The sequence below is a fragment of the Phycisphaeraceae bacterium genome (assembly GCA_019636735.1).
GTDB lineage: Bacteria > Planctomycetota > Phycisphaerae > Phycisphaerales > SM1A02 > VGXK01.
In genome coordinates this window covers 77,831-91,222 of sequence record JAHBWY010000009.1, presented here as the reverse complement: position 1 = coordinate 91,222, position 13,392 = coordinate 77,831, and the positions used below count along the sequence as shown (strand labels likewise).

The 13,392-nt window shown below is 65.6% G+C and carries 12 protein-coding genes; 7 read left to right on the top strand and 5 right to left on the bottom strand.

The genetic code is table 11. The annotated features are described in order from the left end of the window. The first annotated feature begins 174 nt into the window (after positions 1-174). The 7 genes from KF724_12430 (at position 175) to KF724_12400 (ending at position 7,530) form a co-directional block, all read left to right on the top strand. Positions 175-393, top strand: coding sequence for a hypothetical protein (locus KF724_12430; protein MBX3356494.1), 219 nt, complete (start codon positions 175-177; stop codon positions 391-393). Beyond that, positions 383-2,677: a phage terminase large subunit family protein gene (locus KF724_12425; protein ID MBX3356493.1), complete on the top strand. Its 2,295-nt coding sequence runs from the start codon at positions 383-385 to the stop codon at positions 2,675-2,677. The genes KF724_12430 and KF724_12425 overlap by 11 nt, the downstream gene beginning before the upstream one ends. A gap of 1,231 nt (positions 2,678-3,908) precedes the next feature. After that, the gene (locus KF724_12420) at positions 3,909-4,118 is read left to right on the top strand and encodes a hypothetical protein (GenBank protein ID MBX3356492.1); all 210 of its coding nucleotides are present in this window, start codon (positions 3,909-3,911) and stop codon (positions 4,116-4,118) included. A 165-nt stretch (positions 4,119-4,283) separates the two neighbouring features. Then, positions 4,284-4,616 (top strand): transposase, encoded by a 333-nt coding sequence (locus KF724_12415; protein MBX3356491.1) that lies wholly within the window; start codon positions 4,284-4,286, stop codon positions 4,614-4,616. 9 nt (positions 4,617-4,625) lie between these two features. After that, the gene (tnpB, locus tag KF724_12410; protein ID MBX3356490.1) at positions 4,626-5,009 is read left to right on the top strand and encodes an IS66 family insertion sequence element accessory protein TnpB; all 384 of its coding nucleotides are present in this window, start codon (positions 4,626-4,628) and stop codon (positions 5,007-5,009) included. Between the two features lie 15 nt (positions 5,010-5,024). Further along, on the top strand, positions 5,025-6,626 hold the full coding sequence (locus tag KF724_12405; GenBank protein ID MBX3356489.1) for an IS66 family transposase: 1,602 nt from the start codon (positions 5,025-5,027) through the stop codon (positions 6,624-6,626). 64 nt (positions 6,627-6,690) lie between these two features. Beyond that, complete coding sequence (locus KF724_12400; GenBank protein ID MBX3356488.1) at positions 6,691-7,530, top strand: phage portal protein; 840 nt, start codon at positions 6,691-6,693, stop codon at positions 7,528-7,530. Between the two features lie 67 nt (positions 7,531-7,597). Here KF724_12400 and KF724_12395 read toward each other — a convergent pair whose 3' ends face one another. The 5 genes from KF724_12395 to KF724_12375 all read right to left on the bottom strand — a co-directional run bounded on the left by KF724_12395 (position 7,598) and on the right by KF724_12375 (position 13,310). After that, positions 7,598-8,569 carry a hypothetical protein gene (locus KF724_12395; GenBank protein ID MBX3356487.1) on the bottom strand — a complete coding sequence of 324 codons (972 nt, stop codon included), beginning with the start codon at positions 8,567-8,569 and terminating at the stop codon, positions 7,598-7,600. A 75-nt stretch (positions 8,570-8,644) separates the two neighbouring features. Beyond that, entirely contained in the window at positions 8,645-9,823 is a 1,179-nt protein-coding gene (locus tag KF724_12390) for an ABC transporter permease (protein MBX3356486.1), read from the bottom strand. 95 nt (positions 9,824-9,918) lie between these two features. After that, positions 9,919-11,082: an ABC transporter permease gene (locus tag KF724_12385; protein MBX3356485.1), complete on the bottom strand. Its 1,164-nt coding sequence runs from the start codon at positions 11,080-11,082 to the stop codon at positions 9,919-9,921. A 3-nt stretch (positions 11,083-11,085) separates the two neighbouring features. Then, the gene (locus tag KF724_12380; GenBank protein ID MBX3356484.1) at positions 11,086-11,847 is read right to left on the bottom strand and encodes an ABC transporter ATP-binding protein; all 762 of its coding nucleotides are present in this window, start codon (positions 11,845-11,847) and stop codon (positions 11,086-11,088) included. Between the two features lie 53 nt (positions 11,848-11,900). After that, positions 11,901-13,310 carry an HlyD family efflux transporter periplasmic adaptor subunit gene (locus tag KF724_12375; GenBank protein ID MBX3356483.1) on the bottom strand — a complete coding sequence of 470 codons (1,410 nt, stop codon included), beginning with the start codon at positions 13,308-13,310 and terminating at the stop codon, positions 11,901-11,903. Positions 13,311-13,392: the final 82 nt, after the last annotated feature.

Sequence of the window (13,392 nt, the reverse complement as noted above, 5' to 3'; positions counted from 1 at the left end):
CATCCGGGGCGTCCGACGATCGCGTTCGCGTGAGCGACACAAGGGCATGACCCGCGCGATCCATCAAGGCGACTGCGGCCACATTCCGGCCGGAACCGCCCATGTCGCGCGACATGGCCGCCACAAGGCGCTACATCTGCGGCAATGGTCCGAGGTGTCGCATGGATTCCGGGCATGAGTGACCAAAGGCGAAGGAGCCCTGCATCGCTTGACATCGACGACCTCGTGCGGCTTCTGCGCGCGTCCGGCTCGCGCCAGATGAGCGCCGAGCGCGTGCGTGCGGACATCGACGCTGGTGCGCCGACGAATCCAGACGGCACGATCAACCTGGTGCACTACGGCGCGTGGCTCGTGCGCCAGGTCATGGCATCGGAGGCGCTTCGTGGCCACTGATGTCCAACGCCTGCGCTCTGGCGAGCTTTGCCGACTGCTGAACTCGACGCCGCTCGGCGAGTGTCTCAATGAGCGCCCGTTCCACCGGCATCGAACGCGTGCCGGGCTTCGCATCGCAGCCGACGGCGATCCGCAGCGGATCAATCTGCTGCGCTACCTCGCCTGGCTCTTCGATCAGCGCCACGCCCCCCCGGCAGCAGGTGACATCAATTCAACTTCCGCGCCGGGGTATGAAGCGCATCGCGATCGGATGCGGCTTCGCGCATCGCTTGAGTCAATCTCGGGGCGCGACGTCGGTGAACTGCCCGCAGTGCAGGACTCGGTGCGGCGAAGCGAGTGCGAGCGCAACTTCAGAGGCTTCTGCGAGCGATACCTGCCGCAGACATTCCACCTCAAGTGGTCGCCGGATCATTTGAAGGTGATCTCGAAGATCGAGACGGCGGTGCTCGATGGTGGCCTCTTCGCGATGGCGATGCCTCGCGGCTCCGGCAAGACATCGCTGTGCGAGACGGCGTGTCTCTGGGCGCTCCTGTACGGACACCGCGGGTTCGTGGCGCTCGTCGGTAGCGACGAGGACCACGCCGCGAACATGCTCGATTCGATCAAGGCTGAGCTTGAGAACAGCGATCTCCTGCTCGCCGACTTCCCCGAGGTCTGCTATCCGATCAGGAAGCTCGAGGGGATTCACCAGCGCGCTACGGGCCAGCTCTTCCAGGGAAAGCAGACACACATCGGCTGGACCGCACGCGAGCTCGTGCTACCGACGATCGAGGGCTCGAGTGCCGCGGGTGGGATCATTCGCGTCGCCGGAATCACGGGCCGAGTCCGTGGCATGAAGTACAAGCGGCCTGACGGCGGCGCCGTGCGTCCGTCGCTTGTTCTGATCGACGACCCGCAGACAGACGAGAGCGCCCGCTCCCCATCGCAGTGCGAGACGCGCGAGCGCATCCTCTCAGGCGCGATTCTTGGACTCGCTGGCCCAGGCAAGAAGATCGCGGGACTCATGACGCTCACGGTCGTGCGCCCTGACGATCTGGCCGACCGCCTGCTCGATCGCGACAAGCACCCGGCCTGGCAAGGTGAGCGCACGAAGATGGTGTATTCGTTCCCGACGAACGACGCGATGTGGTCGCGCTACGCGGAGCTGCGTGCTGCCGGACTTCGCGCTGACGCTGGCATCGCCGGTGCGACCGCGTTCTATCGCGAGAACCAGCTCGCGATGGACGACGGCGCCGTGATCGCATGGCCCGAGCGCTTCAATCACGACGAAGCCTCAGCCATCCAGCACGCGATGAACCTCCGCCTCCAGGGCGAGGCCGCGTTCTGGGCCGAGTACCAGAACGAACCACTGCCTGAGACGAACGCGATCGACGACGACCTGCTCACTGCGGACGAGATCGCCGCGAAGACGAACGGCCATGCGCGCCGAGAGGTCCCGATCGGATGCACGCGGCTCACGATGTTCGTCGATGTCCAGGGCAAGGCGCTCTTCTGGATGGTTGCCGCATGGGAGGACGACTTCACCGGATACCTGATCGACTACGGCACTGAGCCGGACCAGAAGGCCGCGGGCGGCCACTTCACTCTCCGCGACCTGCGATTCACTCTTGGCGACATGGCCCCGCGCGCCGGGCTCGAAGGTGCGGTGTATGCCGGCCTCGAGCGTCTGATCGAGTCGACGGTCGGCCGCGAGTGGCGGCGGGACGATGGCGCGATGGTCCGCATCGACCGCTGCCTGATCGACGCGAACTGGGGCGCGTCGACGGATGTCGTCTACCAGTTCTGCCGCCAATCGCCGCACGCCGGGATCGTCATGCCGAGTCACGGCCGCTATGTCGGCGCGTCCAGCATTCCGTTCAGCGAGTACCGCAGGAAGCGCGGTGATCGAGTCGGACTCAACTGGCGTGTGCCGACGATCACGGGACGTCGCGCCGTGCGGCATGTCGTGTTCGACACGAACTACTGGAAGAGCTTCATTCACGCGCGCCTTGCGGTGCCGATGGGTGATCCCGGAAGTGTGTCGCTCTTCGGCAGGACGCCCGCGGCGCACCGGCACCTGGCCGACCACATGCTCTCCGAGTACCGCGTGCGCACGGAAGGGCGCGGTCGCACGGTTGACGAGTGGAAGATGCGGGTCGACGGTCTCGACAACCACTGGTTCGACTGCGCGGTCGGCGCCGCTGTCGCAGCATCGATGGAGGGCGCTGTGCTCTTTGGCACTGGCGCGTCGATGCCAGCGAAGCGCCCGCGCCTGAAGCTCTCCGCGCTCCGGAGGGATCGATGAACAGTCGCGAAGCGAAGCATCAGACGAAGGAAGACCGCGGCATCCGCTGCCCGAAGTGCGGGTGCGGGCACTGGCGGGTCATCTACACGCGGCCGTCGTTGGGGGGGCGACTGAGGCGTAGGCGAGAGTGCCGACTCTGCGGGCGACGACTGACGACCGCAGAATCGGTTGTCGCGTAGCTGAGCATTCAGCTAGAACTAGCGCTCAGCGGCAGCCGAGGTCGCGGTGAACGTCGGCGTCGAGCCCCGTGTCGGTGCGACGCATATGGAATCCGTAGGGCGATGCCGCATGTCATGAACGCGCGCTTGCTCACTAGAGTCCTCGGTGCCCTTCACGCCCAACTCGAGCCTCCGGGTTGCGAAGTCCTTGAGTTTGAGCATCCTCTGCTCCCTGGTCATGCCATTTCGGTCGCCTTGGTTCACGAGCATCGCTTTGCATTCCACTACTGGTTGCAGTGGGGACTGCCGCTTGCTGAGAGTGGAGCTAGGCCAGACTTGGTAACGCTCGACTTTCACGATGATGTCGGTGGAGAGTGCGACTACGACCCGAGAACCCTCGAGCGCCTCGATGTCTCAGATCGCAACGAGATCGCCATGTTCTGTTGGGCAGGGCTGAGACTGCTGAATGACGGCCATGTGGCACCGGCCGCGCACCTTGGCGCGATCGGCAATGTGCATGCGGTTGTCCGACAGGGCTGGTCTCACGATCAACGGGAATCCGAACGAGTCCAAGTCATCCGCGGGCGCCGTGGTGGCCGACACACTGTTCGGTATCACCGCAGCCCGAACACTCTGATCAGGTGCTTGTCGCAGAACGGGTCCTGCTCGAACACCATCCTGGACATCGATCTTGATTACTTCACGCGGGATCACAAGTCTGAGGTACTCAATCATCAGATCAGACTCTCCGACCGTGCCGTGAAGCACACCCTCAGTCGACACAGGCCGCTGATGGCACATCTCTGGCCAACCGTTGTGGGGATCACGATCGCCCTTGAGCCGAGGCACTGCGGCGGTTGGAGGAATTGCATGCGCAACCTCGACGCAGTGCTGCGCGCACTTTTCCCAGGACAGCGGCGGTGATTGTCGGGCTTGGGGATGTAGGGCTTCACTTGCTCTTCATGTCCAATCTCAGGCCAAACGGTCTACCGGTGTAACGATCTGGAACAAGTCGAGGCACACATGCGACAGCTCCCCTGCTGCTGCAGATGTAGAGGGCATCGGACTCCACGATGCCCCTGCCTGACGCCAACCTCGAACAGAAGATCCGTGACGCAGCCGCTGGGCCGGCGCGCGCCTCGAACGAGACTGGCTCGGTCGATCAGCAGCCGCTTGGCGAGCTGATCGATGCCGATCGGTATCTCGCGTCGAAGGAAGCTGCGACGAACCCACGCAAGGCGCTGCGCTTCACGAAGCTGGTCCCGCCAGGAGCGGCCGGCTGATGGGCTTCTTCCTGACCATGCTGGGGAAGCTTGCGGGAGCCGCTGGCGAGAAGCCGCGAACTGCCCCCGGAGTGTCTGGCCGTCACCGGGTGATCCGTAACCGTTCGAGTTTCGGCGTCCGATTTGGAGCCTGTTCAAGAGGTCTCGTGACGCGATCATTCGCTGATGCGTGGACGATCGACTGATGCGGAGCGGCGGCGCATCCTTCGGGATTGGAAGCGGAGCGGTCTGAGTTCGCACGACTTCGCGCGTGTCTGCGGCGTGAGCCATGCGTCGCTCTACAAGTGGAAGCGTGAGCTCGGCGCGGCCGACAGCAGGCGATCTCCAGCGTTCGTCGAGGTCGTGACGCCAGTCTCGGCACGCGCGGAGACCGATCTCCCTCGGGACGGAGCAGAGTCCGGTGTCGAGCTCGTGTACGGCGCGACGCTGCGCATCCATCTTCGTTGTGGATTCGATCCTGCGACGCTTCGTCGCGCGATTGAAGCGCTCGCACACTGAGCGCGACGCATGCTGCTCCTTCCCGCCTCGGTCCGCGTGTACCTCTGCGTCGAGCCGACCGACATGCGCAAGGGATTCGACTCGCTCGCGGGAATCGTTCGCGAGCGCTTCGGCGACGATCCGCTCTCGGGGCACCTCTTCCTCTTCGCCTCGAAGCGCGCCGATCGCCTCAAGATCCTCTGGTGGGACCGCGACGGGTTCGTCATCTGGTGCAAGCGCCTCGAGCGCGGCACCTTCCGCGTGCCGGCGGATCTGCGCGCGCAGCGCGACGAATCGCGTGACGGCGCACGGATCGAGCTGCCGCGCCGCGAGCTCGCGATGCTGCTTGAGGGACTCGATCGAAAAGATCTCAGATTCTCGCGAAGATTCAGTGGCGCGAGCTCGAGTCCGTGACATGCTGCCGCATCGATGGTGACGACGGCGCAGATCGAGGCATTGACCGACGAGCAGACGCTTCGCGATGTGGCGATGCGCATCATCGCCGAGCGCGACGCTGCGCTTGACCGCGCGGTCAAGGCAGAGAGCGAGCTCGCGCTCACCCTGCACAAGCTGAGGCTCCAGCTCGCCGCGCGGTTCGGACCGCGCATCGAGAAGCTCGACGCGAAGCAACTCGCGCTCTTCCATGAGGAGATCCGCAGCGCCCAGTCGAGCACCGCGGAGGAGACGATCCTCGTTCCGGCGCATCCGCGATCCAGAAGTGGCCGCAAGCCGCTTCCCGATCATCTCCCGCGCGAAGAGGTTCGCCATGATCTCTCCGCGGAGGAGCGTGTCTGCCCATGCTGCCACGAGCCTCGTGTCGAGATCGCACGCTCAGAGCGAGAGATCGTCGAGATCGTGCCTGCGCAGGTGAAGGTCATCCGTCATGTGCGACCGGTCTACGCCTGTCCTTCGTGCCGAGGGCAGGTGGTCAAGGCGCCAGCGCCCGCGCTTCCGCTCGGCAAGAGCTATGCCGGTGCGAGTCTGCTCTCCTTGGTCGCGGTCAGCAAGTTCTGCGACCACGCGCCGCTGTATCGCCAGGAAGGCATGCTCGCGCGAAGCGGACTCGACCTCTCGCGCTCGACCCTCTGCAACTGGCTTGCCGAGGGCGCCGACCTCATCACGCCGCTCGTCGAGCTCATGCGAAGCGAAGTGCTCCAGTCGAGAGTGATCCAGACCGACGACACGCCGATCCCCACACTCGGCCTTCTTCCGGGTCGAGCGAAGGAGGGACGCCTGTGGGTCTACCTCGGCGATCGCGAGCATCGCCACGCGGTCTTCGAGTACTCGTCTTCGCGTGAGGGCAAGTGGCCGCAGCAATGGCTCAAGGACTTCAAGGGCTTCCTGCAATCCGATGCGTTTGCCGGCTATGCGCCCTTGCATGCGCCGGACGGCCCGCTGATCGAAGTCGCCTGCTGGGCGCATGCGCGGCGGAAGTTTCACGAGAGTCGCGATCTCGCCCCCGGCTTCTGCCTCGATGTGCTCAATCGAATCGCCGGGCTATACGCCGTCGAGAAGGAGGCCCGCTCCGAAGACCAGCCCGATCGGGCGCTCACTCCCGACCAGCGCGCCGCGCTGCGCCGCGAGAAGTCGAAACAGGTGCTCGAAGATCTCTTCGCCTTTCTCGAATCGAAGCGCGACGAGTATCTGCCGAAGAGCCCCGTCCGCGCGGCCATCGAGTATGTGCTCTCACGCCGCAACGCATTTGCGCGCTATCTCGATGACGGTGTGCTCGAGATCGACAACAACGACTGCGAGCGTTCGCTTCGGTGCGTGGCGATCGGCCGCAAGAACTGGCTCTTCGCCGGCAGCGCCTTCGGTGGCGAGCGTGCCGCAAAGTGGTTCACGCTGATCGCGTCCGCACGCATCGCCGAAGTCGAGCCGTGGGCGTGGCTCACCGATGCGCTCGCACGACTTGCACAGCTCCGCGATCAGCCGGCGTCGGACCAACAACGCGAGCACGAGCTCCGCGCGTTGCTCCCGGCCGCCTGGCTCGAATCCCATCCCGCCGCAAGACTACCGCTCGCGCGCTGAGCTGTTGAACTCCGTTGAGCCTCCCCGAGATCGCGGTCAACCCGTCGATTCTTGGACGCTTACGGTGATCCTTCGCGCCGGATTCGACGCCGCGAAGACGACCGACGAGAACCGCCGTCACTGGTCCGAGGCCGATCATCTCTCCGCCGATGCCGCTGCGACTCCAGAAGTGCGGCGCATCCTGCGCGCTCGTGCTCGCTACGAGGCCGCGAACAACAGCTACGCCAAGGGCATCGTCTCGACGCTCGCGAACGACTGCGTCGGCACCGGCCCGCGTCTTCAACTCCTCACCGACAACCCGGCCGCGAACACCGCGATCGAAGCGGCGTTCATGCAGTGGGCGAAGGCGATCGACCTTGCAGGCAAGCTCCGCACGATGCGGATGGCGAAGGCGGTCGATGGCGAAGCGTTTGCACTCCTGACCACGAATCCCGAGATCCAGAGCGAGGTCATGCTCGACCTGCGGTTGATCGAGGCCGATCAGGTGACGACCCCCTCGATGCGCCTCTGGGCGCTCTCGAAGGACTCTGCTGTCGACGGCATCGAGTTCGATGAGTTCGGCAATCCGACGTTCTTCCACGTGCTCCGCGCGCATCCGGGCGCGATGTTCGGCATCCCATCGATCGACTTCGATCGCGTGCCTTCCTCCGGGATGGTGCATGTCTATCGCGTCGATCGTCCTGGTCAGTCGCGCGGCATCCCTGAGATCACGCCCGCGCTGCCTCTCTTCGCGCAGCTCCGTCGCTACACGCTCGCGGTGCTCGGCGCCGCTGAGACCGCCGCCAACTTCGCGGGCACTCTCTACATCGAGGGTCGAGGCGCCCAGCACTCTATAGGTACACTACACCAGAGGCGCTGCTTGCTCGCCCGCATGCACGCCTTGGAGAGCGATGCTTCATCGTAGTCAATGACTCTCGTGCGTAGGAACCTATCGGGAAGAGCGACGCAGCGTGTTCGCACCGGCTCCGACCTTACTGCGCGGTGTATGCTGTCGTCGCGTTGACTACAACTCCCCCGCCGCCAGCCGAAACCACCGTCCCGACAACCACGATCTCGGACAGCTCCTTCATTCCACGGCGGCCCTTCATATCGGTGCGGAGGATCTGGCCTTTGGCGTCCACCACCTGCACCGTGACGGAGTTGGCGAGGATGTCCTCTTTGGTTTCGCAGCAGTAGTCCCAGGGCTTGGAGCACTGGTCGTCGGGGTTCTCGTTGCAGGCCTTAAGCCCGCGTCCCATGAGCGTGAAGACGGCCCGGCCCGCGACAAACGGCTCCTTGCTGCCGCCGACGCGCCCGCGGAGCACGACCTCGTCACCGACCTTGAGAGTCCCGGCCATGCGGGCCCCCGACACGTCCTTGGCTGTCTCCGGCAGCTTCTCGACAAAGAAGCCGCTCGGCAGCGGAGCCTTGGGCACATGCATTGAGACCGCCGTAAGCACCAGCGCGTCGTTCCCATTGGCGGTCTCGACTTTGCCCGTCACGAACACCTCCGCGCCCTGCTTGAGCCCGTGCTGGCCATTGAGCCCGGCGCGTAGGGGCCTGCCTACGGCATCCACAATCTGCACCGTCGCCCGCCCTTCGGCTGGAATGTCGCACGCCGTGTCGGGGAGTGTGTCCGAGGGTGGGCAGCAGCCCTTGCGGGTTGACTCATCCACCAGCGTGAACATCGAGCGGTTCTCCACGAACGCGTCCTTGGACATTGCCACGTTGCCGCGCACCGTGATCGTCTCACCGACCTTTGCGGACTTCATCGCGGCGGTGATTTCCAGCGCGTTCGCCGGAAGATCCGGCTTGAGCAACGTCTTCACGTCCGCAACGCTCTTGACCTGCGCCATCGCCGCCGTGGGCGTGAACACACCCAGCCCCGCCGCGCCGCCCAGCAGCATGGTAGCGATCGCCATCGCCCGCACTGTACCCGTCACCACTGTCTTCGCCGTTTTCATGTCAAAGCTCCTTGAACAAACTGTTGGACTCTACTCGCCTCGCGACACGCGCCGCGCCGGCATTCTCGCTTGCCATCACACTGCCTTGAGCGCGACCGGGATCGTCGGCCTGAGGCATCGAATCGCCGGGGGCAACGCGCCCACGACGCCCAGGGCTAGGCCTGTCAGCAGCCCCAGCCCGATCACCGTCTCATCGATCATCAGCCCAAATGCCCCCATTGAGAACCGCACCGCCAGCCCGTCGAGCATGAACACACCCACCGCGCACGCGATTAGCCCGCCCGCCGCCGTCGCCAGCGTCGATTCCTGGATCATCGACCAGACGATCGCCAGCCGTCGGTAGCCGATGGATTGGAGCGTGCCCAGCTCGCGGATACGCGAAGCGAACGCGGCGTACATCGTGTTCAGCCCGCCGAAGAGCCCGCCCACGGCGATCAGCCCCGCCGTCACCCACGCGACGATTTTGATCGGGCCGAAAAAGTCGGCGAGTTTGCCGTAGTACTCGCGCTCGGTCATGGGCACGAGTTCCAGGTCGGGCCGCGTCTTGGCGAAGGCCGCGATGTCGCCGAACTCGGCCCCCTCGCCCGTCTCCTCGTTGTAGGGATCGAGCGTGAGGACCACGCACGAGATGGTCTCGCGCTTGGTGGCGGTCATGAGATCCGCCAGAGGCAGCCACACCTCCGCCTCGACGACCGTCCCCGGCGCGCTGAAGCGCCCGACGACTTCCCACGGTCTGCCGTCGATCATCACTGCTTTGCCGACCTGCAAGTCGATCTCGGCAACCCCAAGCACAGTCGCCGCCATCCGCCCAACCATGACTTCTTCGGCTCCGGATTCGGGCCAGCGTCCCTCGGTGAGCGATACCGATTCGTGGACGAGGGCCGCGGCGGTGGTGACTCCTCGCATCATGACTTGTCGTCCCTTCGGCCTGGGCATCGAGGATGTGCTCGAGCCCTGAGCGGCAGCGGCCTGCACGCCGCTTGATTGGGTCGTGGTGCTCGCCGCGGCACCCACTCGGACCGGCAGCATCACATGCACCTCGGGCGAGACATACGCCACGCCCGCGCGGGTTCGCACGCCTGCGACGCTCGCCGCGAGCACCCCCGGCACGCCCGCCTCGATCTCGGAGCGCTCGACGCTCTCCTCGCTCCCCGCGCCCATGAGGATGACATTGTGCTCGCCGCCGGTGGTCCGCAGCGCGCGGCTCATGCCGTTGACAAACCCGCCCGCGACCAGGATGAGCAGGACGACCATCGCCGCTCCAGCGACAGAGAGAAACAGCCGCGAGGGCGATCGCCCCAGGTTGCGGACGGCATAGGCAAAGGGAAGAAGTCTCATGAAGTCCTTTCTCACACTGCCCGGAAGCAGGACGCGATCTCACGCCGCCCGGCTCGCCACCCGGGCACCAAGCCCGCCACGATGCCCACGCCCGCCGAGATGATGAGGCCCCAAACCAAGACTGACCACGACGCGCTCACGCCGATCGACAGTCCCTCCTGCGAGAGACTGAAGTTGCCGAAGTGGACCACCGACAGGGCGATGCCTGTGCCGATCGCGCCCCCGAGCGCGCCGATGAGCATTCCTTCGCTGACAATCAAACGGGCGATGAGGCCGGAGCGGAACCCCAGCGTCTGCAAGACCGCGTGCTCCTTGATGCGGTCCTGCACGCTGAGCACGATGGCGTTGGCCACCAGCGCGAGGACGGCGGCCAGGCACCCCCAGCCCAGCCACTGCGTGAACTTCACAATCTCCACGATGTCGGCCCCGGCCTGCGCGACGAAGGCCTTCTCGGGGCTAGTCATCGTCGGGTCGGCCTCAGTGCGGAACTCGGCGTCGATCGCCTCAGCCACCTGCTCCATCTTCGCCGGGTCATCGACGCGGACGGTGAACTGCGTCACGCTCCCCAGCCCGCCTCCCTTCCCTGCGGCCTGCTGGAGGAAGTCAAGATGGACGTAGGCGACGTTCTGGTCTTGTGCTTCCGGCGAGCGGATGATCCCCGCGACGGTCACGGTGATGCCCGAGGCGTCGAAGGACTGGCCAACCTGGAAGCCGCGCCGCGCGGCGAGTGTCTCGCCCACAAGGGCCGAGTCGGAGCGCTTCTCCCACTCGGCGACCGAGCCGGCGATCAGTTGCCACTTAGTCGCCCAGCCCCTGGGACCAACCAGTTCCTCGCGGGGCACGCCCCGGAACGTGACGACATCCAGCGAGGCACGGCAGTTGTTCACCACAATCTTGACCGGCACCGCGCTGACCACGCCCGGGATCTTCTCGATGCGGTCCACGTAGAACTGCGGCAGACGGCTGGCGGCGGGGCAGAAGCGGTTCTCGCGGTAAACCACTAGCCTGGTGTCCCCCGCGGCGGTCTGCGTCGAGCGGCGCACGCCTTCCTGCAGCGTCTGCACAGCAATGAACAGGAACATGGCGATGGCGACGCCGGAGAGCGTGAGCACGCTGCGGACGCGGTGCCGCCAGAGCTGCTTGACGACGACAGGAACGAACTTGGGCGCGATCATGGCTCAGGTCTCCTGCGGGACAAGGGGTGCACGGCGGGCGGCGAGTTCGGCGGATTCGATGAGGCGGCCCTTTTCGAGGTGCAGCGTCCTCTTTGCGTACGCCGCACTCTTCGCGTCGTGGGTCACGATGATGAGGGTCTTGCCCAGGTCCTCGCAGAGTCGGACCATGAGGTCCATGATCGCCTGCGCCGACTCCTGATCGAGGTCGCCGGTGGGCTCGTCGCCGACGATGATGGTGGGGTCGGTCACGATCGCGCGGGCGATGGCGACTCGCTGCTCCTGGCCGCCCGAGAGCTGGCGCGGATAGTGGTCGTGCCGATCGGCGATGCCGACGAGTTGCAGCGCGGTCTGCACCTTCTCGTGGCGGTCTTTGGCAGACATTCTGTGCAGCAGGAGCGGCAGCTCGACGTTCTCATAGGCCGTGAGCACGGGCACGAGGTTGTAGAGCTGAAAGACGTAGCCCACGTTCACGCTCCGCCAATCGGCGAGCTTCGACCGTGACAGCGTGGAGATGTCCGTGCCGCCAATGATGAGGTTGCCCCCGCTGGGACGGTCGATCCCGGCGATGAGGTTGAGGAGCGTGGTCTTGCCGCTGCCCGAGGGTCCCATCAGGGCGAGAAAGTCGCCCGCGGGAACGTCGAGGTCGAGCTCCTGCAAGGGCGTGATGGTATTGTCGCCCTTCTTGTACGTCTTGGTGAGCCGGCGGCATTGGATGAGTGGCGGGCGAGAGGAGTTTGTTCGATGGTTCGTCTGGTTGGTGGTCATGGTCGGTTCTTTCGGGCGGCGAGCCAGTTGCCGGTGTGGTCGGGAGTGGTGCGTCACGGGGTGGTCGGAATGGGCACCGCTGCCGTGGCAGTTCTTTCACCAAGCACCTTGAGGCGCGTCCCGTCTTGAATGGCGGGCGACGGTGGCGGGTCGAGGATGACGCGGTCAGTGAGGCGGAGCCCGCTGGTCACGACGACGAACTCCTCATCGGCCGAGGGTGCGGTGGAGATGTCTCGCCGTCTGGCGACGGAGCTGCCGCCGCTGATGTCCACCACCCAGACTTGGCCATTTCCTTCACCCGTTGAGGTAACTGCAGCGGTCGGCACCAGCAGCGTCATGTTGCCGCGGTCGCCGTGAACAGAGCCTGAACCGCCCCCTGTGCTCGTGCCGGATCGCTGCGCGGCGGTGGCGGGCGCGTGGAGTTTGACGCGGGTGAGCATTTCCGGCTTGAGAATGGGTGAGGGCTCGTCAATCGCAACCTTAAATTGCACGGTGTTCCGCTGGATGTTGGCCTCGTGCACGATTCGCGACACGACGCCGTTAAATGTCTGGTCCGCCAATGCTTCGGTGCTGACCGTGGCCCGCGTGCCGACGTTCACCTTGGCAGCGTCCGCCAGCGGTACGTCCACACGCACCTGCAACTTCGCCGGGTCGTAGACGCGCAGTACCGCTCCCATCGTGGCCCCGCTTGGCCCCGCGTCCCCGCCCTTGCCGCTCATACTGATCCGCGAACCCGGCTCGACCAACCTGGCGAGCACCACGCCGGCGACGGGCGAAAGAACCTCCATCCGCGCCAGCCGCAGCGCGGCCTCGTCGCGCAGCACACGGACCGCGGCGTGTGCCGCCTTCGCTTGCGCAAGGGCGGCCTGGGTTTCGATCACCATGTTCTCCGCTGTGGCGACCTTGGCCTCCAACCCGCCCAAGCGGATCTCCATCCGGCGGAACGTACCCTCGCTCAATCCGCCGACGGGGACCAGCTCACGCTTGCGAGTCACCTCGTCGCGCAGTTCAGCGGCGGCAGTTCTCTCCACTTCGACCTGCGACTCAACGGTCGCGAGCGCCGCGCGAGCGCGTGCAACATCTGTGTCGCGCTCCGCGACGGTCGCCTCGGCGGCGCGGAGCAAGAGTCGGGCATCGTCGTCGATCAGCCGAGCGATCACCTGCCCAGCCTCAACGCGCTCGCCCTCCAGAACCAGAACCTCCTTAACCACGCCCTCCGCGAGCGCAGGCACGCTGACGGCATAGGGCGCGGGCTCGATCCACCCGGGCGCCTGCACTGCGACCGGCCCTAACGGTGCGTTGGCAGGCGTCTCCGCTAGCTCTGGTGTTGCCTTCACGCTGTCAACTGGCGGGACTGAGACGGGGCCTTCCTTCGGGATGGTCGCAGCGACATACACCTCCAGCCGTGGCTGGATCGCATCGCGGGCGGCGTACGCGAGGAGCCCGCCGGTCGCGAGCAGCACGGCACCCGGAACCAGAAGTCTCGTGGCCCATCTCGCCTTGGGGCGAGCAATCACCGCGGTATTCCCGGGCGATGTGGCTGCC